Origin of the sequence: Afipia broomeae ATCC 49717, from assembly GCF_000314675.2 — a bacterium.
Taxonomy (GTDB): domain Bacteria; phylum Pseudomonadota; class Alphaproteobacteria; order Rhizobiales; family Xanthobacteraceae; genus Afipia; species Afipia broomeae.
Window position 1 is genome coordinate 1366376 of record NZ_KB375282.1, and the last position, 18136, is coordinate 1384511.

Below are 18136 nucleotides of genomic sequence, written 5' to 3' on the forward strand. Positions count from 1 at the left end.
GGCGGTTCGGGTCACAGTACCGCATACGAGATTGAGAAGAACGCCAAGTCTCAATGGCTGCGTTCTTCGTCCGAACATCAAAGTGAGGGCGTATGTGTGGTGTATTGCTGCTGTGTCAAGGTACGGACCCCAGATGTCGGAGGCGCAAGGAGCCGCAATTGCAAGGGTGCGTTTCGAAGACAGTCGTACGAACGTCCCCGCGCTTATTACGGCGACCACCAATGCCGGTTATCCTGCGAAAATGATGCAGTAGGACTCACGCAGGTTAAGCAAGTCGATTTCCGTATTCGAGTGTTCGCACATGACGCAACTTCAATCGACCGTTACTTGTCCGCAGTGCAGTCATCAGTCGTTGGAGACGATGCCGACCGATGCATGTCAATTTTTCTATGACTGCAAAGGGTGCGGAGTGCGCTTGAAGCCAAAGGCAGGCGACTGCTGTGTGTTTTGCTCATACGGCTCAATCTCGTGTCCGCCCATCCAAGAGGGGAGCTCGTGTTGTGTGACGCGTCAAAGGGCAGGGTTCTCGGAAAAACAGTTAGCCGTGCGATTAAAAGTTAATGATGGTGCAATTTAAGAAGGCGGAACCTTTGCTATCGGGAGATTTGGCCGTCGGAATACCTAGATTGTCCTAAACTCCGGCCGTCAATGCATGGGACCCTTGCCTCGAAGCAGCTCTGCCCAACTACGTTCGAATATGTCGCGGAGCGAGCCATCGACCAGAACGGCGATGCCGATGCGTGCACCCAACATCATTCCCGCAACGGCGAGCGGCGAAGACAGCGCCAGTACCGATCCTGCGGTAATGCCCTGACCGATGGTGCAGCCACCGGCCAGAATGCCACCGATACCCATCAAAGCCGCGCCGGATAAGTGGCGCCGCATCTCGTGGTCATCGTCGAATGCTTCCCATCGCAACTCCACCGCGCGCCAGGCCGCAAGGCATGATCCAGCGATGACGCCCAACACGCTCGCGACTCCGAAGTCTGCGAAGTTTGCAACGTTCAGCAAACCTGCAAACAGGGTTTTTCCGATCGTTGAGACAAATGTCAGGCTCTGCGGCTGCAGCGGGCTGCTGAACTCGTCGCCGAATGTCGTTGTAACGAACCAGCCTGCGACGGTGGCAACGCCAAGCACTACGCCTGCCGAAAGTAGCCGCGGCGCGCGCCAGAGCCTCCGATCGCCAAAGGCCAGGGACATCAAGCCCGTACCAATAGTGACGGCAACGATAGTACGCATTTCAGTTCCGAAGGCGCGTGACGCAAGCGTGGCAAAATCGGAGCGTGCACCTTCGGGCATTGTTACCGTCAGCGCTTCGAAAATTCCGATGCGAAATCCGGCGAATATGCCCCGAAGGGTTGCGTAGGCGGCTGCCCCGAGAATGAGAACGACAACCAGGCTGCGTAGGTCGCCGGCGCCAAGCCGGACGAGCGACCCAAAACCGCAAGTACCGACCATCGCCATGCCTACTCCGAACATGGTGCTGCCGATCAAGATGGCGATGACGGGCAACGCAGGAGGCACATAACTTGTGGTTTCCGGATTGAGCATGCCGGCAATGATTAGAGCTTGGGTGCCCAGGATTGCTATTCCAAGAGCAAGTCCAAAAACGCGCAGTCTGCGCCCGTCGTCCCCCATCAGCGCGTCTTCGATGGCGCCGAACGAGCAGAGCTTTGCATGGCGCACGGCAAATCCTGCGACGGCGCCGATAGCGAAGCCGAGCAGAGCGGGAAGCCAGGCAGATAAATTCTGCACGGGTCTCTATCTCCGGAATCCGCGCGCGAATTTGCTTGTAGACGGCGACCGCTCCGTCGCGTGCCTACCGCGCGGCAAAGTTATGCTTTCTCGACGGGCGCTGTTGGCTTGCAGAAAATATCATATACGACGGAGATTACGCGGCGCACGTCCTCATTAGCGAGGCTGTAATAGATTGTTTTCCCATCGCGGCGGGTATCGACCATTCCATCATAGCGTAGCCGGGCGAGTTGTTGCGAAACTGCCGACTGCCGTAACGAAAGAATATTTTCGAGCTCCGTGACCGAACGCTCGCGCTCTGCCAGCAGGCAGAGCAGCAGAAGCCGATTCTCGTGGGACAGAGCTTTGAGGAAGTTGCTGGCCTTGCGAGCCTTGCGCATCAACTGGTCCAGCTCCGGCGAGTATTCCGCGCCGTCGCGAAGTTCGGTCTCTAGTTCGGTTGAAAGGATCGATGTCATGGTAGTTCGTTCAGGTTGTGCATGGCACTCTCAGATTCGGTCAGTTTCGGTTTGGGAACGCGTTAGCTTGGCGGCGAGGGTGCCGAGCAATCCCCAGAACGCGGCGTCATTGATGTAGCCGGTGATACGTCCGATCTCGCGGCCGCCGTTCACCACCACAAAGGTGGGCGTGTATAGCACCCGCGAGGAGAGCGTAACGTTACTCGCGGTCTGACTGGCGATGTCGATGCGGCGCAATGGAAGGATTTTGGCCTCGGCCGTCTTGTCATAGATCGTCCCGACCTCGCGGTCCCAGCGTTGGCAGGAGGGGCAGCCACCTTGCGAGAACATCAATAGTTCGGCCGCTTGGGACGCTGCGGCCGACAGGTTGACAACCAGGATCAACACGGCGCCCAGCAAGATTTTCTCGATTTTTCTGTTCGACATATGATACATATAAACGAATTCGCATATATATGCCAGCACTTGAGGCACGAGATTGGCTGGGAGCCGTCTATGTCGAAAGCAACAGGACCAAACATCAGTAGACGACAAGCGATGGCGCTGACCGGCGTCGGTTTGCTCGGGTTTCGCTCCGTTCCGGCTCTTGCAGGGCCCAAGCTTGGTGACGATGGCCTCTACCAGATGGATTGGTATTTGCAGAGCTTTCTCGACCTGCCTGAAGATCTCGCCGGTGCTACGGCGAAGGGCAAACGCTTTGCGATCATGTGGGGTCTTAGGGGATGCCCCGCCTGCAAGCGGATGCACGAGGTTCATATGATGGATCCCGCAATCGAATCCTACATTCGAGATAATTTCGAGATTCTGCATCTCAACATTCTGGGCTCGCGGCTCGTGACCGATTTCGATGGCCGAAAACGCGCCGAGAAGCCACTCAGCGTCGCTTACGACGTGCACGGGACGCCGTTGATCCAGTTCTTCCCGGAGAAGTCCGAAGGCCTCGCTGCATTGACCGGGCAGGCACGGGAAGTCGCACGGATACCAGGCTTGCCCGGGCCAATCGAGTTTCTCGCCATGTTTCGTTACGTGCGCGAAAATGGCTACGAAACCGCGCCATTTCCGGACTGGCTGAAGAAGCAGGCTTGATCGGCACAGCCCGCGCCGCGTTCTGTACCCCCAGCTATTTGTTCAGCGGCGATTCCGGATCGAACAGAAACGCGACGAGATCCATGATCTGTCTTTCGCTCAAAACCTTGTTAGCGCCGAACCGCGGCATGTTCGAACATGCCAGCACCGCCTGCGAATCGTAGATCTTGGCGAAAGCATTCTTGGCCTCCGCAGGATCGAATTTGCGATCCTTGCCGTACGCCGTCAGGCTCGGCCCCAGTGTGCCATAGCTGACCTCCGCTCTTTCCATCTGGTGGCAGGCGTAGCAGTTGCCGCCATTGACGGTCTTGTCGTCGTCGGAGAACTGTCCGCCGCGGCCATTGTTGGCGATCTTCTTGCCTTCCTTCCAGTCGCCCAGCACCTTGCCGTCGACCGGGAAGACCACTTTCGCCAGTTCGCGCTTGACGATCTTGTCGGCTTCGGCGGCCGGCACCTCGTTGCGGTAGAGATTGCAGGTCCTCAGCGTATCGTCGGGTTCGATCCGCGCCTGCCATTCCGGCGGGGCCTTTCCGAAGGTCGCCTTCACATACGTCTCCACCAGCGCCGGATCGGCCTGCTTCGCGGGCGCCGCATTGGTCATCTCGACCTGGTCGGCTTTCTTGACCGCGGTTTGCGCGGATGCGGCGAACGGGATCGCTGCGATAACGCCGGCACTGAGGGCGAGCGCAAAAAACTTCAATGCTGTTTTCACGGTGCGCTCCCTCAGCGTTTGATCGACGGCACAGCGATATCGCCGCCGAGCGCCTGTTTATTGAGAAAAACCGTCAGGGCCGTGAGGCTGTCGGACGCATATTCCGGAATTGGCCAGCGCTGCTGACGGTAGCAGTCCCACAGGCGATGTTGCATGGTGCGCAGCGCGCCTTGCGACACGCGATAGGTCGGCCACGTGCCCATCGTTTCCTGCGCTTGCTTGCCGGACTTCGACAGGTTAGGCAGCCCCTGCAACCGGATGCGTTTGCCTTCGTCGGCGTGGCAGGTTGCACAGGAGAAATCCATCACGCCGCCACGCCGGTAGAACAGCGCTTCGCCGACGGCGGCCATTTCCTGCTCTTTGGGATGCTCAAGTTGCACATCGATCTTCATGCCGTTGGATTTGTTGGCAATGAAGGCGACGAGATCTTCCATGTCGGAGGGTTTGCCTGGCCCCGAGAATCGACGGGCAATCACGTCCTTGGTGTCCAGTCCCTGGACGTTCTGCATGCACCACAGCAGACGCTGCTCGAGGTCCATGACCTTGTTCGAGTCGGCGAAGAAGCGCGGCATCTTTGCGAATGCACCGTCGAGCTTGCCGGCGCCGAGCCCGAGATCGCAACCCCCAAGGGATACGTTCTTGGTGCCCCGCTTTTGGTTCCACAGGATCTCGCCGCGATCGACCGCGAGAAATCCGGGATTGGAAAATGGATCGGAGATCATCGCACGGTAGCGTTCGATCTCCTTTTCGCTTGCGTCCTGCGCCTTTGCCGCGAAGTTCAATGAACATAACAAGATAGCGACTATCGCCGCCCCTATCGTGGCCCGTCTCATACGACCCTCCCATCCATCAAAACCGTCTTTTGCGGTCATTAAGGCGATGTCACATCTTTACATTCAAAAAAATCAATATAATGATATTTGAAGATGATGATAGATTAATCTTGGAATCGTCAAGAGAAACTATCGGCAGGGACGCGCAAGAAGTCCCGCGGGAGGAGACAGAATGGTTCTGAAATCGGTTGAAAAGACTCGTCGTGAAACGCTGGCCCTGGCGGCAATCGCCGGGCTCGCGGCGTTGCTTGCGCCAAGAATGGCGGTTGCAGATGAGGCTGCCGTCGCTGCAGAAATCAAGAAGCTCTACGGCGACAAGAAATTCGAGAGCGGCAAGGTCAAGCTCGACGTACCGGAGATCGCCGAAAACGGCCTGGTTGTACCGATCAATGTTGATGTCGAAAGTCCAATGACCGACGGCGACTATGTCAAAGCGGTACATGTGTTTGCGGACGGCAATCCACTTCCGGGCGTGGTGAGTTACCGGTTCACACCGGCATGCGGCAAGGCATCGGCCTCCACGCGGATGCGCCTGTCGCAGACACAGAACATTGTCTGCATTGCAGAAATGTCAAACGGCGCTCTCCATTCGGTGAAATCAAATGTGAAGGTTACCATCGGCGGCTGCGGAGGCTGATCGAGCCTTAAAAAATCAGAAGAGGGACATTCAAATGGCGACTACATCGACACCGCGCGTTCGTCTCCCGGCCCAGGCGAAACCCGGCGAACTGATCGAGATCAAGACGCTTATTTCGCACGAGATGGAGTCGGGTCAGCGCAAGGATAACGCCGGCAAGGTCGTGCCGCGCAAGATCATCAAGCAGTTCGTGGCTGCCTTCAATGGCAAGACGGTTTTCGAGGCCGACTGGAATCCTGCGATTTCGGCGAATCCCTATCAGTCGTTTTTCTACAAGGCCGCCGAAACCGGCGAGTTTACCTTCACCTGGAAGGACGACGATGGATCGGACTATGTGGCGAAGAACAAGCTGACCGTCGGCTGATCTTTGTTCCGAGCTCGAGAGTACCCTTCCTCAAACGAAGGGGCATGAGGCGAATCGATGATTTCACGGCGGGAATTCCTGCAGGCGACGGCGGCTGCGTCGGCACTCACGGTCGGCGGCGGTATCGGGCCGCTCGGTCGCGTCGCGGCCCAGCAGCGTCTGACTCAAGCCCACATCACCCGCTTCGATCCGCTTGGCACCGTTACGATTCTGCATGTGACGGACACCCACGCGCAATTGATGCCGCTGTATTTTCGTGAGCCGTCGATCAATCTCGGTGTTGGCGAGGCCAAGGGAATCCCGCCGCATATCTCGGACGCCGAGTTCCGGAATTATTTTAAGCTCGCCACCGGCTCGGCAGAGGCACACGCACTGACCTCCGACGATTTCGTCTCGCTCGCCCGCAACTACGGGCGCATGGGCGGCATGGATCGTATCGCCACGCTGATCCGCGCAGTGCGCGCCGAACGCGGCGACGACAAGGTGCTGTTGCTGGATGGCGGCGACAGCTGGCAGGGAAGCTGGACATCGTTGCAGACCAAGGCCCAGGACATGGTGGAAGTCATGTCGGCGCTGAAGCTCGACGCGATGGTCGGCCATTGGGAATTCACTTACGGCGCTGAGCGCGTCAAGGAGATCGCGGACAAGGCTTCATTTGCGTTTCTGGCGCAGAACATCCGCGACAATGAATGGCAGGAGCCGGTGTTCGAGGCTCGAAAGATATTCGAGCGCGGGGGAGCGAAGATCGCCGTCATCGGTCAGGCGCTGCCGCGCACGGCGATCGCCAATCCACGCTGGATGTTTCCGAAATGGGAATTTGGCATTCGAGAGGAAGATATCCAGAAGCAGGTCGATGAATCCCGCGCTGCAGGTGCGTCGATCGTCGTGTTGCTGTCACACAATGGCTTCGATGTCGATCGCAAGCTCGCGGGCCGCGTCAAGGGCCTCGACATCATTCTGACCGCGCACACGCATGACGCCATGCCCGGCCTGATCCGCATCGGCGATACGGTCCTCGTGGCCTCGGGCTCGCACGGCAAATTCGTCTCGCGTCTCGATATCGAGGTCAAGGACAAGAAAGTCGCCGGCGTACGCTTCAAGCTGATGCCGGTGTTTTCCGACGCGATTGCGCCCGATCCGGCGATGAAAGCGCTGGTGGAGAAGGTGAGAGAGCCATTCGCCAAGGACCTTGCACGCACCATCGGCAAGACCGATTCCTTGCTCTATCGCCGAGGCAATTTCAACGGAACTTTCGACGACCTGATTTGCAATGCCATGCTTGCGGAAAGGGACGCGGAGATTGCGCTGTCGCCCGGTTTCCGCTGGGGCGGCACCCTGTTGCCCGGCGATGCAATTACCTGGGAAGACGTGACTAACGCCACCGCGATTACTTATCCAAACTGCTATCGAAGCCAGATGACGGGCGCGCAGCTCAAGGAAATTCTCGAAGACGTCGCCGACAATATCTTCCATCCCGATCCGTATTTTCAGGGTGGCGGCGACATGGTCCGGACCGGAGGCATGGGCTACACGCTCGATATCACGCAATCGATGGGATCGCGTGTTTCGGGGATGGTTCATTTGAAGTCGGGCCATCCAATCGAGGCGGCGAAGACTTACACAGTGGCCGGTTGGGCCAGCGTCAACGAAAACACGCAAGGTCCGCCGATCTGGGATGTTCTGGCCACCCATATCTCCAAGGCCAGCTCGGTCAAGATCGAGCCGAACACTTCAGTCAAGGTGACGGGAGCCTGATGCCATGCCCTTTCCGTATAGCGCCGCCCCCACATATTCACGTATCTTGATAAATGCGACGAAAGCAATCCCGCATGAGTGACAGATCGCCCGTGGAAGTTCTCAGCCGACGCAAGTTTCTCAGCGCGGCAGGTGTTGCTGGTGCAGGAACGGTGCTTTCGGCGATGCCGGCCGCGGCCGGGTCAGCCGACCCCGATCCGCTCATCACCGGGGTCCAGGATTGGCAGCGTTACCTCGGCGACGGCGTAGACAAGCGGCCTTACGGACTACCGTCGAAATTCGAGAAACATATCGTTCGGCGCGACGTCGGGTGGTTGACGGCATCGGCGGAGTCATCGGTGAATTTTACGCCGTTGCACGAACTTGACGGCATTATCACGCCATCGGGACTGTGCTTCGAACGTCATCACAGCGGCGTCGCCGAGATTGATCCCGGCAGTCATCGCTTGATGATCAACGGTCTCGTCGACCGGCCGCTGGTATTCACGATGGACGACATCAAGCGGATGCCTCGCGTGAACAAGCTGTATTTTCTCGAATGCGCGGCGAATTCGGGCATGGAGTGGCGCGGCGCCCAGCTCAATGGCTGTCAGTTCACGCATGGCATGATTCACAACGTCATGTATACCGGCGTGTCATTGAAAGTGCTGCTCGACGAAGCAGGCCTCAGGCCCAACGCGAAATGGCTGATGCTCGAAGGGGCGGATGCGGCCGGCATGAATCGCTCGCTGCCGCTGGAGAAAGCTCTGAACGACGTCCTGATCGCGTTTGCGATGAACGGCGAGGCGCTTCGACCGGAGCAGGGTTATCCGCTTCGCGCGGTGATTCCGGGCTGGGAAGGTAATTTGTGGGTGAAATGGCTGCGCCGCATCGAGGCAGGCGATCAACCCTGGCAGACCCGCGAGGAGACCTCGAAGTACACCGACCTGCTGGCCGACGGCCGTTCGCGAAAACATACCTTCATCATGGACGCGAAGTCGGTGGTAACCAATCCGTCGCCGCAGGCTCCCTTGAAGTACAAGGGACGAAACGTACTGAGCGGCTTGGCGTGGTCCGGGCGCGGATCGATCAAGCGAGTCGATGTGTCCCTTGATGGTGGCCGCAACTGGCAGACCGCCCGCATCGACGGGCCGGTGCTCGACAAGTCGCTCGCGCGCTTTTACGTCGATTTCGACTGGAGCGGTCAAGAGATGATGGTCCAGTCACGCGCGATGGATTCGACCGGCTACGTGCAGCCTTCGAAGGACGAGCTGCGCAAGGTGAGGGGCGTCAATTCAATATACCACAACAACGGTATTCAGACCTGGCTGGTACGCTCCGGCGGAGAGACTGAGAATGTCGAAATTGGTTAACCGCTTCGCGATCGTTTCGCTGATCGGCGCAGTCGTCCTGTTGTCGGTCATCCAGTCTCCGGCACAACAAGTGGCCTCACAGCAGGCGACGTCGTCAACAAAGCTCGGTTTGGGGCGTCCCGCATTGCCGGAGGAAATCAAGGCATGGGACACGGACGTTCGGCCCGATGGGCAAGGCCTTCCCCCCGGCAAAGGCACCGTGAAGCAGGGTGACGAGATCTTTCAGGCGCAGTGCGCCGCCTGTCACGGTGAGTTCGGGCAAGGCGTCGGTCGTTGGCCGGTGCTGGCGGGAGGCTTGGGGACACTCAGGGCCGACAGGCCCGAGAAAACCATTGGTTCGTTCTGGCCAGATTTGTCGACGGTGTTCGATTACATCAAGCGCGCCATGCCGTACGGCAATGCTCAGTCGCTTTCCAATGACGAAGTTTATGCGCTCACAGCCTATCTGCTCAGCATGAACGATGTCGTGAAGGACGAAAATTTCGAACTGAACGAGAAGAACTTTACATCCATCAAGCTGCCGAATGAGTCCGCGTTTTTCGATGATGATCGGGAGACGTCCGAAAAGCAGTTCTGGGGGAAAGAGCCGTGCATGAAAAATTGTCGGGGCGTACCGAAGATTATCGGCAGGGCAATCTCAGTCGATGTCACGCCAGATAGCAAGGCGACTTCGAAGGTCGATTGAGGTTTCTTGGTATTGAAAGATATGGAGCGCACGCATCTTGATAGCCACACCCGCTGAAAGTCAGAGTATGTCGTTTCGTCGAAAGACGAATTGCCCCACTCGCGAGCTGGTCGTCGCGGCGTTCCTTCTTGCGCTTGTGCCCTCCGCAAACGCGCAGGATGCCGCGGCGGGGGAAAAATCGTTCAACAAGTGTCGCGCCTGCCATCAGGTCGGCGAGTCCGCGAAGAATACCGCTGGTCCCTACCTGAACGGTCTGTTCGGGCGCAAGTCCGGGACGGTCGAAGGATACGGCTATTCCGAAGCCAACAAGAATTCGGGCATCATCTGGGACGAGGCAACTTTTGCTGACTACATCAAGGATCCGAAGGCCAGGATTCCCGGCACCAAGATGTCATTCGCCGGCATCAAGAACGAGCAGGAAGTCAAGGATCTCACGGCGTTTCTAAAGCAGTTCGGCAAGGACGGGAAGAAGAGCGATTAAGCTTGCAAGAGGGTGCAGGCTGGGACGTTCTCAGCAAAGCGCCTTCACAACGCTTTACTTGACCTTTTTTTCGAGACGGAACAACCCGGCCACCAAACAGGAGGATTTATGGGAACGCTATCACGCTTCAAGCTCTTCGTTATGGCATTGTCGCTGTTCGCCGTGACGTCTTTCACCGGATCACACGCCGCCGATGCGAAAGCTCATCGTGTTTCAATTCACGTGGATCAAAACGATGCCGCGGTAATGAATCTGGCTCTGAACAATGCCGTCAACGTCATTCAGCACTACAGCGCGGCGGGTGAGGAAGTAGAGATCGAAATTGTTGCGTACGGACCGGGCCTCCACATGCTGAGAGACGATACATCCCCAGTCAAGGCGCGGATCAAGTCGATCAGCGAGAGTATGCCAGGCGTTGCATTCACAGCATGCGGCAATACCAGCGACGCCATGAAGAAAGCCGAGGGCAAGGAAATTCCGCTCGTTTCCCAGGCCAAAGTCGTCCCCGCAGGCGTGGTTCGTCTGATGGAACTGCAGGAGAAGGGATGGAGTTACGTTAAGCCATAGGTGCCCTGGGTTATTCAATTCTCCCGCGAGAAGCACATTTTGATGAACCGGCTGGTTCAAACGCTGCCGAGAACACGGAGTGACGTTGTGCTCACCATTAGGAATCCTGGCTCGAAGTCTCTAGTTGTCGCGTTGCTCGGCTTGCTTGCGTTGATGTCTGAACCGGTAAGGACGGCGGTTGCCCAGAGAGAGGCAGTCGGTACGATCCCAGTCATCCCCGTCGGCAAGGAGAACGACGTCAAATTCTACGCTGTCGACGGCAGCGTGACGAAGGGAAGGACGGCACTGGAGCTGATGCCAAAGTCGGACCTGGTCCTCTGGCTCGCAGGCAATCAGTTCTTTGCAATGGACGAAGTTATCTCCGCCTTTCAGCGAAAGCGTGCCGGAATAAGCGTCGGACTCATTACCTTGCCTCCCGGGCTTCTACTTCAAGCCATCAAGGCCGGCGGCTGGACGTATGACGGCAAGGAGTATCCTGGCGGACCGGACATCTACGCTTCGGTGAACCTGGGGCATCTCAAGGAACTCAAGAAATCCAATTTGATGAGTAGCTTTATGGTCTACATGCACAACGAGCTGCAGATCATGGTAGCGAAGGGCAACCCCAAGAAGGTTTTGGGCATCAAAGATCTCGTCAGGGTCGACGTTCGAACATCGATGCCAAATCCCGTCAACGAAGGAATCATGCAATTCTATGCGCGCAAGGTTTTGGAGCGGCATGGAATCTGGCAACAAATTGCTGCCGGAAAGGAATGTGTTTCCTGCGACACCACGGCAACGAACTGGTTCACGGCGGTTCACCATCGCGAAACGCCTGAACGTATCAAGGCAAACGTCTCGGACGCCGGGATTGTATGGAAGACGGAAGTACTGGAGGCTCTGCGGGCGGGAGCGGACATCGACGCTGTCGAACTTCCAGAACAAGATAGCCTGCGCAACGAGGTTTCCTATGTGATCGGTGCGCTCAATAATTCTGGACATCGTCAGGCATCGGAGGCTTTTCTGGGGTTTCTGCGTTCACTTGAAGGGCAAGGCGCCTATGCCAAATTTGGGTTTGTGAAAGCCAGCGGCGATGAGCTGGTTCTGAAGCCTATCGAATAGCTGGATCTTAGTCGATGCGTAACGCTGAATGCGGCATACTCCACGAGGCTTTCTAGAGCTCCACGCTGACCCGATCTAGACAGAAAGATCCAGAACGATGCTGGATGGCATGGGTAGAGGAACAATGTGGAGCATGGCCTCACATGGATTGTCGTCATCGTGGTGCTGGTGTTAGCAGGCGCGGCGCCGGCCAAATACCTGTCCTCTGGCCGATAACCGAGAGCGGTCAATTGACCTGCGCGTGGCCATCCGTCTCAAGGATTGAAGAGTGACGTTTATTGCGCAATCACAGCAGCTCTTGAAAGCAAACGGGAGTTTTTCGGACCCAATCTTTTGCCTTGGCCTCAGCCTCATATTCATCTTTGGTGGGCTTGGAAATTTCGGTGAGCATCGTCAGATGCTTGAGCAGATAGCTGAGTCGCCGTGGTCAAATACCATCAATGCGATCGGCGATCCATCTGCTTTGCTTTGGATTTCCGGGGCTATTTTCGTTCCGGCCGGCGTAGCGCTTGCTGTTGGGATATATGACCCGGGTGTCCTCTGTTCCGCTTTTCGTGACGCTGGCGCCAACTACGACTATAGTGCACGTGGCACCGGGCCACGCCGGACCGTTGTTCAAGAACATTGCTATCCTTGGTGCGTTGATTCATTTCGTCGATCGACCGAAAGTTTGCATTAGCCGTTGAACCCAGTGCCGATCGGAGTGCTAATTAGCGTGCGGACGCAAGCCAGGAAATCGCCTCTCAGCCGCGGCTGTAGGGAGTGCCGACAACCGCGCGATGCTGGCGCCACCACCGGTTCGAACCTGCTGATGAGAGGCGGTATGTTAATAGCGAAGCCACCCCAACGTCCTATTGCGCCTGGAGAGCCTGACGCCATCCTGGGGTTGGGAGTTGCAAGCGCCACCATGTGGTAAGGGTGAAAGTCCAGGAGGGATTTTTCTTAGGTGTTTGTTGCACATCAAGCTCGCCGAGCACACCAAGAACCAGGTTGCTTCAAGGTTTCTGTAGTCGCATAAACGGCGGTTTCCATCGACAACCAAGTCGGACATCGAACGCAAAGTTCATGCGCGAAAATGAGCGCCCGGCATTCCATTCAACATCGTTTTTGGTCCCAAAGCCCTCGATGGCATCGCCCTTTCGGAAATCCTTTCCACTTCGTCTGTATCGACCGCATTCAACGCGGCTGCGGCAGTATCAAGTAACTCGTCACAGAATTAGGTCACGTCATGAAAAAATCAGTGGTCACTGTTGCTAATGCATGCGCGCGTTCTATCAAGGCCCTTATTAGTAACCTGCCCAGAGCGCGAGGCGAGTCCGCAGATGCGTTTAAGGAAAGCGCGCTCCGGGACTCTGAAATTCTATCGATCGGAAATCCGGAAGGTGATCTCACGATCGTTGAATACTTCGATTATCAGTGTCCCTATTGCAGAAAAGTCGCCCCCGAACTTCTTAAGATCGCGAGAGAGGATGGCAAGCTGCGGATCGTGATGAAGAACTGGCCGATCTTTGGCGGAGATTCGCAATACGCGGCGAAAATGGTTCTCGCGGGAAAGTATCAAAACAAGTACCACGAAGCGCACGGAGCTCTCATAGAGGCCCGCACGAAGCTAAGCGAAGACATAATTCAAAAACTGCTTGGGGAGGCTGGAATTGATGTAGATCGCGCGAAGCGAGACTTGGAAACCTACAAGTCGGCGATAGAAACTCTGTTAGCCCGCAACAATGCGCAGGCTGAGGCATTCGGTTTCGGAGGGACACCTGCCTTTATTATCGGAAGAGTTAGAGTGCCGGGGGCCATGAATCCAGCTGGATTTAAACAAGCCATTGCGGATGCTCGGGCTGCTGCGCGGAAAAAGTAGTAAGCGCCTTGAGAACGGACGACGTGGGCAATGAAACATCGCAAGGCTCAAATGATAAGATGCGCGCCTTCGCCTTCGCAATAGTTGTTCGGTGGAACTGAACGAGTTGAGATGATGCATCCACCGCTTCCGAAATAGTTAGCGCGCTTCTGTGGCTCATGTCGGACCAGCATTCGTTATTGAAGGGAATGTCCTTTTGAATGAGGCGGGCCGTGAAGGTCGGATGAAGAGACTACGTTAGCGGATGGCACCTAGCTCTAATCCACCACCGCCGCGTCCGGCCGCATGATAGCAACAATCCGTACGACTTAGAGAATGGGAGTTTCCCAGGAATTGACGTACCTAACAGTCTGGTCTCGTCCCAGCGCATGAGCGCACGTGGAGTGGCGCCCGCGGCGCTTTGGACTCAACATCGCAATTGTACCGATAGCAACACACGCCAGGCTCAAGGGGATATGCACCCCGAGGATGACCGGCAAAAAGACGGGATCGGTCGAAGGAATTTCGATGCCCGCCACGATGGTCGTTTCTTCACCTGTCATGGCGTTTCCTCGCTCTTGGATCTGGTCATCGTCTTCGCCGACGAGGACGTTCGCTAGACGGGGAAAGCCGCTGCGCCACACGCGAGGCACGGCCCACAGCAGCCGTCAGGACGGCAGCCGCTCGCCGCGAATTGCAGCGGCCCGAACGCCGCGCCGGCAATGCCGAAGACGAACGACGCTCCCCTGATCGCCAAGATGGTCTCGCCCGAAATACTGGGCGTAACCGGCGGCGCTGATCGCTCGCTGCGAGCCGTACGCCCCGCCTAGGCACAGCGCGTACAGCGAGCTGACCGCAATTCGGCTGCCAAACGCCGGGAGAGCTTGATCTGCCCCCTTTGAAGTGGTCCTCCCTGAAGTATGATTTTCGGATGGAGGATAAGATCAATGGCAAGGAAGAGGCATACGGCTGAAGAGATCGTTGCGAAGCTGCGGCAGGTTGATGTGCTGATGGCACAGGGCCGGCAGGTAGCAGACGCAGTCCGAGCGATAGGCGTGACGGAAGTAACGTACTATCGATGGCGAAACGAGTACGGTGGCCTGAAGGGCGATCAGGTGAAGCGACTCAAAGAGCTGGAGACTGAGAACAATCGTCTCCGGCGAGCGGTGTCGGATCTGACGCTGGACAAGCTGATCCTGGCGGAGGCCGCAAAGGGAAACTTCTAAGCCCCTCCCGACGCCGTGCTTGCGTCGATCATGTAACAGCCGAGCTTGGCATCTCCGAGAGACGGGCGTGCCGGGCTTTGGGTCAACACCGATCGACGCAGCGCAAGACTCCAACGACACCCGATGACGAGGCGGCTTTGACTGCCGACATCATCGAGCTTGCCCGCCAATATGGCCGCTACGGATATCGCCGAATTACGGCGTTGCTTCGCAGAGCCGGCTGGATGGTGAACAAGAAGCGTGTTGAGCGGATCTGGCGATGCGAGGGGCTGAAGGTCCCCCTAAAACAACCTAAACGCGGGCGTCTCTGGTTCAACGACGGCTCATGCATCCGTCTGCGGCCGGAGCGACCCAACCATGTCTGGTCCTATGACTTCGTCGCCGACCGCACCCACGACGGCAAGGCGTTCCGGATGTTGTGCATCATCGACGAGTTCAGCCGTGAGAGCCTGGCCATCCGTGTCGCGCGGAAGCTCAAAGCAACTGACGTCATCGAAGCGCTCTGCGAGCTGTTCGTCTCGCGGGGCATCCCTGCGCACATACGTTCGGACAATGGCCCTGAGTTCGTCGCCGAGGCGCTGCGGGATTGGATCGCCACCGTCGGAGCCAGGACTGCTTACATCGAGCCGGGCAGTCCGTGGGAGAATGGCTATTGCGAGAGCTTCAACGGCAAGCTGCGCGATGAACTGCTCAACGGCGAAATCTTCTACACATTGAAGGAGGCCCAGATCGTGATCGAAAACTGGCGACGTCACTACAACACGGTGCGTCCACACTCATCGCTTGGATATCGACCACCGGCACCCGAAGCCATCGTCTGGCCAGCACCAAAGGAGGTAGTCAAAATGCAATCCCTAAACTAACATTCCGATCGGACCACTCAGTGGGGGCCGGTCATGGTCATTTCCTTCATGGCCATGGTCTTCTTTTCGCCAGCAGGCATCTTATCCATGTCAGCGCTGGCTTTTGTCATGCTCGCGTCGTTGCATTCCATCATCTGAGCTGATGCGGGAGAGGCCGCGAGAAGCGCAGCAACGGCGAGTGATCCAAGCAAACCTTTAATCATTGTAAAGTTCCTTCCTAAATCGGCTACAATGCCGACTGAGCAGAACGTACCCACTGCACATTGGTTCACTTAGAGGAGATTGTTTCGTAAACCTGCGGAGCACAGCGGGCCTGCCTAACCGGTCGAAAGATGCATATCAGCTGCGCTGGGGCACGACCGTCGGACGGAGCGGGCTACCGTCTACCGTTCTGCAGAGAACGCCGCAACGAAATCGCAACGAATTGGGTGAAACGACCGTGAACAAAACGAGACAGAGATACCCTGTCGCCAGATGAAAAATCAACAACTTAGAGGATATTCCTTGCGTTCGGGACGCAGGTGACAGTCTGCCTCAGACGGCTACGATGGGTCGACTGGTCCGACCTCGGACCAGGGATCTGTTCTGATCCTCCCTATTTTGGATATCGCTCGATAGCGCCCATTTGGGACGCCGGATCAAGAGCGAATCGCAGGCGGCCCAAACCGACACCCACACCAATCGGGCAGGTCGTCCGAGTCGGTGAATCATGCGTTAATTTTCCGGCAAATTTCGCCGCTTGGCGATCCTGCGACTCAGTCTATGACGGCTTTGTCGCACGAAAAATGCGGGTACACGCAGATGCCAAATTCGAATGACGTCGCCAGCCACGACATGCTTTGGGAGCGGGTCCTTTCCCTGCTCGTCGTGGGTGCCAGTGTGTTGGGCGGAAGCGCCGTTTTGCTGATACAGGCGTTGCCGTCCATGCTGCACGGATTTCCCTAGACCCGGAGATCGCTCGTGAGACTCGCAACACCATTCCGACAAAGAGAAATTCTGTAGTGATCTCAATGACCCGAAAAGCTGCAAAATGTCGGAATACGTGTTGAAAACACTTCGGAAATTTGGAGACTTCCAAGCTGAATACAAAGGGCGACTCTCTTCATCCGCTCCAGCGTTTTCAGTACCTTAACGCGAGCGCCGGATTGCATTCCGACAGACCTGCTGCTTCATTCCTACCAGCGGTAGCCGCTTATTTGCTGCGGTCTGGTGAAGGTGATTCTCGATAACCGACCATACCGACTACGCATTGATTCGATCAGAATGGCAGTCAGGCAACCCGCATCGAACGGATTGAGTGGAGTGCTTCTGGCTTCAGGTGAGTGTATCGGCGTAGCATTTTCCAATCCTTGTGCCCGGTGACAAGTGCAACCTGTTCAATGGAAAACCCAGCCTCGAAAAGGCGGCTCGTGCCTTCGTGACGCAAATCGTGAAAGTGAAGGTCATCGATCTTCAGTTCTCGACAGTGCCGACGAAATGCTGTGCCAACGGATCGTCCGTTGTAAGGAAAAATCCGGCCTTCGCGAATATTCGAGAAACGTCCTTGCTCCTCAATGATCTTGCATGCGTCATAGCCTGATACATCCAACAGAGGAATTCGCTGGTCGTTGCCCTTCTTCTTTCGGGGATCTTTCCGATTTCGAATGAGGAGCATTCGGTTGCTGGCGTCGAAATCGCGCCATTCAACTCTTGCAATTTCGTCTTGCCGCATTGCGGTTGCGACCGCAAATCGGATGACGCGACCGACCGGAATCTGTTGCCGAATATTTGCTTCCAATGCCGAGATAATACGATCGAGTTCGTCTTGCGTGGGGCGGCGATCACGCTCATCGCCTTTTCCGACGAGCCCGAGACGTCCAAGAGCGATCCGGGCGAGATCTATTGGTTCAGTTAACACAACGACGCCGTGCACTGCGGCGGCGTGAGACAGAATCGTCTTGATATATCCAAGATCAATGCCGACCGTCACGGGGCCGGCTCCCTCCAGCGCGCGCTCTTTTCCGAATTTGATGAAACGCTCGCGATCAAGCTCTGGAAGACGAAGATGTCCAAGTCTTTCGTCCAGGAAGATGAGACTCGCAGTCTTGGAACGACCAATGTCCTTCCCGACCTCTTTCAAGTCTTGGCGATGAAGCGCGACGAGATCGCCGAAAAGTTGGACGTCGTGGGATTTGTGCGTCGTTGTCGGTTCTTGCCGGTCAATCCGCCGTTCGATATCGATGCCCCATTCCTCCGCGTCCTTTCGGCGGAGAAATGTCTCGTTGACATATTTCCCCTTTCGTCGGACTTGGACTCTCCAAGAGCCTGATTTCAGTCTGGTGATAGTTGCCACGCGTGTGCGCTCCGTGTGCACTGAGGCGTCGAAAAGCCGGAAAAAACGTCGCGCCATGGCGTAGAATAGAGTGCACACGACGCGACTTA

The 18136-nt window shown here is 56.8% G+C and carries 21 protein-coding genes; 13 read left to right on the forward strand and 8 right to left on the reverse strand.

What is annotated here, in order from left to right; translation table 11 throughout:
- Nucleotides 1-301: 301 nt before the first annotated feature.
- A complete protein-coding gene (locus HMPREF9695_RS26900; RefSeq protein WP_245258722.1) occupies nucleotides 302-577 on the forward strand; it encodes a GDCCVxC domain-containing (seleno)protein in 276 nt (91 codons plus the stop codon).
- A gap of 68 nt (nucleotides 578-645) precedes the next feature.
- Here HMPREF9695_RS26900 and HMPREF9695_RS06285 read toward each other — a convergent pair whose 3' ends face one another.
- The 3 genes from HMPREF9695_RS06285 to HMPREF9695_RS06295 all read right to left on the reverse strand — a co-directional run bounded on the left by HMPREF9695_RS06285 (nucleotide 646) and on the right by HMPREF9695_RS06295 (nucleotide 2648).
- The gene (locus HMPREF9695_RS06285; RefSeq protein WP_006019985.1) at nucleotides 646-1755 is read right to left on the reverse strand and encodes a YeeE/YedE family protein; all 1110 of its coding nucleotides are present in this window, start codon (nucleotides 1753-1755) and stop codon (nucleotides 646-648) included.
- An 80-nt stretch (nucleotides 1756-1835) separates the two neighbouring features.
- The gene (locus HMPREF9695_RS06290; RefSeq protein ID WP_006019986.1) at nucleotides 1836-2213 is read right to left on the reverse strand and encodes an ArsR/SmtB family transcription factor; all 378 of its coding nucleotides are present in this window, start codon (nucleotides 2211-2213) and stop codon (nucleotides 1836-1838) included.
- A gap of 30 nt (nucleotides 2214-2243) precedes the next feature.
- Complete coding sequence (locus HMPREF9695_RS06295) at nucleotides 2244-2648, reverse strand: thioredoxin family protein (protein ID WP_006019987.1); 405 nt, start codon at nucleotides 2646-2648, stop codon at nucleotides 2244-2246.
- A 60-nt stretch (nucleotides 2649-2708) separates the two neighbouring features.
- On the opposite strand from HMPREF9695_RS06295, the gene HMPREF9695_RS06300 reads away from it, so the two are divergent.
- Nucleotides 2709-3299, forward strand: a complete 591-nt coding sequence (locus HMPREF9695_RS06300; protein WP_006019988.1) for a SoxW family protein — start codon at nucleotides 2709-2711, stop codon at nucleotides 3297-3299.
- 34 nt (nucleotides 3300-3333) lie between these two features.
- On the opposite strand, the gene soxX is transcribed toward HMPREF9695_RS06300, so the two are convergent.
- On the reverse strand, nucleotides 3334-4011 hold the full coding sequence (gene soxX, locus HMPREF9695_RS06305; RefSeq protein ID WP_006019989.1) for a sulfur oxidation c-type cytochrome SoxX: 678 nt from the start codon (nucleotides 4009-4011) through the stop codon (nucleotides 3334-3336).
- An 11-nt stretch (nucleotides 4012-4022) separates the two neighbouring features.
- On the reverse strand, nucleotides 4023-4844 hold the full coding sequence (gene soxA, locus HMPREF9695_RS06310) for a sulfur oxidation c-type cytochrome SoxA (RefSeq protein ID WP_006019990.1): 822 nt from the start codon (nucleotides 4842-4844) through the stop codon (nucleotides 4023-4025).
- Nucleotides 4845-5016: 172 nt separating this feature from the next.
- On the opposite strand from soxA, the gene soxY reads away from it, so the two are divergent.
- The 10 genes from soxY to HMPREF9695_RS06355 all read left to right on the forward strand — a co-directional run bounded on the left by soxY (nucleotide 5017) and on the right by HMPREF9695_RS06355 (nucleotide 13647).
- On the forward strand, nucleotides 5017-5481 hold the full coding sequence (gene soxY, locus HMPREF9695_RS06315) for a thiosulfate oxidation carrier protein SoxY (RefSeq protein ID WP_006019991.1): 465 nt from the start codon (nucleotides 5017-5019) through the stop codon (nucleotides 5479-5481).
- A 34-nt stretch (nucleotides 5482-5515) separates the two neighbouring features.
- On the forward strand, nucleotides 5516-5845 hold the full coding sequence (soxZ, locus tag HMPREF9695_RS06320; protein WP_006019992.1) for a thiosulfate oxidation carrier complex protein SoxZ: 330 nt from the start codon (nucleotides 5516-5518) through the stop codon (nucleotides 5843-5845).
- Nucleotides 5846-5902: 57 nt separating this feature from the next.
- The gene (gene soxB, locus HMPREF9695_RS06325) at nucleotides 5903-7600 is read left to right on the forward strand and encodes a thiosulfohydrolase SoxB (protein WP_006019993.1); all 1698 of its coding nucleotides are present in this window, start codon (nucleotides 5903-5905) and stop codon (nucleotides 7598-7600) included.
- Nucleotides 7601-7674: 74 nt separating this feature from the next.
- Complete coding sequence (soxC, locus tag HMPREF9695_RS06330) at nucleotides 7675-8952, forward strand: sulfite dehydrogenase (RefSeq protein WP_041711413.1); 1278 nt, start codon at nucleotides 7675-7677, stop codon at nucleotides 8950-8952.
- Nucleotides 8936-9637, forward strand: coding sequence for a c-type cytochrome (locus HMPREF9695_RS06335; protein WP_006019995.1), 702 nt, complete (start codon nucleotides 8936-8938; stop codon nucleotides 9635-9637). Before soxC ends, HMPREF9695_RS06335 begins: the two co-directional genes overlap by 17 nt.
- A 67-nt stretch (nucleotides 9638-9704) precedes the next feature.
- Nucleotides 9705-10118: a c-type cytochrome gene (locus HMPREF9695_RS06340; RefSeq protein ID WP_083875163.1), complete on the forward strand. Its 414-nt coding sequence runs from the start codon at nucleotides 9705-9707 to the stop codon at nucleotides 10116-10118.
- Between the two features lie 108 nt (nucleotides 10119-10226).
- The gene (locus tag HMPREF9695_RS06345) at nucleotides 10227-10685 is read left to right on the forward strand and encodes a DsrE family protein (protein WP_006019997.1); all 459 of its coding nucleotides are present in this window, start codon (nucleotides 10227-10229) and stop codon (nucleotides 10683-10685) included.
- On the forward strand, nucleotides 10686-11786 hold the full coding sequence (locus tag HMPREF9695_RS06350; protein WP_083875164.1) for a substrate-binding domain-containing protein: 1101 nt from the start codon (nucleotides 10686-10688) through the stop codon (nucleotides 11784-11786).
- A gap of 268 nt (nucleotides 11787-12054) precedes the next feature.
- Nucleotides 12055-12465 (forward strand): hypothetical protein, encoded by a 411-nt coding sequence (locus HMPREF9695_RS26290; RefSeq protein WP_157223910.1) that lies wholly within the window; start codon nucleotides 12055-12057, stop codon nucleotides 12463-12465.
- A gap of 549 nt (nucleotides 12466-13014) precedes the next feature.
- Nucleotides 13015-13647, forward strand: a complete 633-nt coding sequence (locus HMPREF9695_RS06355) for a DsbA family protein (protein ID WP_006020000.1) — start codon at nucleotides 13015-13017, stop codon at nucleotides 13645-13647.
- A 308-nt stretch (nucleotides 13648-13955) separates the two neighbouring features.
- Here the strand turns inward: HMPREF9695_RS06355 and HMPREF9695_RS26125 are convergent, their stop codons facing one another.
- A complete protein-coding gene (locus tag HMPREF9695_RS26125) occupies nucleotides 13956-14189 on the reverse strand; it encodes a hypothetical protein (protein ID WP_006020001.1) in 234 nt (77 codons plus the stop codon).
- A 384-nt stretch (nucleotides 14190-14573) separates the two neighbouring features.
- On the opposite strand from HMPREF9695_RS26125, the gene HMPREF9695_RS25650 reads away from it, so the two are divergent.
- A protein-coding gene (locus HMPREF9695_RS25650; RefSeq protein WP_085947356.1) for an IS3 family transposase occupies nucleotides 14574-15715 on the forward strand; the annotation gives its coding sequence in 2 pieces (ribosomal slippage) (nucleotides 14574-14838 and nucleotides 14838-15715; 1143 coding nt in all).
- Nucleotides 15716-15732: 17 nt separating this feature from the next.
- On the opposite strand, the gene HMPREF9695_RS06375 is transcribed toward HMPREF9695_RS25650, so the two are convergent.
- A complete protein-coding gene (locus HMPREF9695_RS06375; RefSeq protein ID WP_006020002.1) occupies nucleotides 15733-15918 on the reverse strand; it encodes a hypothetical protein in 186 nt (61 codons plus the stop codon).
- Between the two features lie 1067 nt (nucleotides 15919-16985).
- Nucleotides 16986-18047 carry a site-specific integrase gene (locus tag HMPREF9695_RS06385; protein ID WP_006020003.1) on the reverse strand — a complete coding sequence of 354 codons (1062 nt, stop codon included), beginning with the start codon at nucleotides 18045-18047 and terminating at the stop codon, nucleotides 16986-16988.
- Nucleotides 18048-18136: the final 89 nt, after the last annotated feature.

Bases quoted from the DNA above. Each gene is read 5' to 3' on its own strand.
- HMPREF9695_RS06295 (WP_006019987.1), bottom strand. From the start codon at position 2,648: ATGTATCATATGTCGAACAGAAAAATCGAGAAAATCTTGCTGGGCGCC.
- soxY (WP_006019991.1), top strand. From the start codon at position 5,017: ATGGTTCTGAAATCGGTTGAAAAGACTCGTCGTGAAACGCTGGCCCTG.
- HMPREF9695_RS06335 (WP_006019995.1), top strand. From the start codon at position 8,936: ATGTCGAAATTGGTTAACCGCTTCGCGATCGTTTCGCTGATCGGCGCA.
- soxA (WP_006019990.1), bottom strand. From the start codon at position 4,844: ATGAGACGGGCCACGATAGGGGCGGCGATAGTCGCTATCTTGTTATGT.
- HMPREF9695_RS06345 (WP_006019997.1), top strand. From the start codon at position 10,227: ATGGGAACGCTATCACGCTTCAAGCTCTTCGTTATGGCATTGTCGCTG.
- HMPREF9695_RS06375 (WP_006020002.1), bottom strand. From the start codon at position 15,918: ATGATTAAAGGTTTGCTTGGATCACTCGCCGTTGCTGCGCTTCTCGCG.
- soxZ (WP_006019992.1), top strand. From the start codon at position 5,516: ATGGCGACTACATCGACACCGCGCGTTCGTCTCCCGGCCCAGGCGAAA.
- HMPREF9695_RS06290 (WP_006019986.1), bottom strand. From the start codon at position 2,213: ATGACATCGATCCTTTCAACCGAACTAGAGACCGAACTTCGCGACGGC.
- HMPREF9695_RS26900 (WP_245258722.1), top strand. From the start codon at position 302: ATGACGCAACTTCAATCGACCGTTACTTGTCCGCAGTGCAGTCATCAG.
- HMPREF9695_RS26125 (WP_006020001.1), bottom strand. From the start codon at position 14,189: ATGACAGGTGAAGAAACGACCATCGTGGCGGGCATCGAAATTCCTTCG.
- soxB (WP_006019993.1), top strand. From the start codon at position 5,903: ATGATTTCACGGCGGGAATTCCTGCAGGCGACGGCGGCTGCGTCGGCA.
- HMPREF9695_RS06355 (WP_006020000.1), top strand. From the start codon at position 13,015: ATGAAAAAATCAGTGGTCACTGTTGCTAATGCATGCGCGCGTTCTATC.
- soxC (WP_041711413.1), top strand. From the start codon at position 7,675: ATGAGTGACAGATCGCCCGTGGAAGTTCTCAGCCGACGCAAGTTTCTC.
- HMPREF9695_RS06340 (WP_083875163.1), top strand. From the start codon at position 9,705: ATGTCGTTTCGTCGAAAGACGAATTGCCCCACTCGCGAGCTGGTCGTC.
- HMPREF9695_RS06300 (WP_006019988.1), top strand. From the start codon at position 2,709: ATGTCGAAAGCAACAGGACCAAACATCAGTAGACGACAAGCGATGGCG.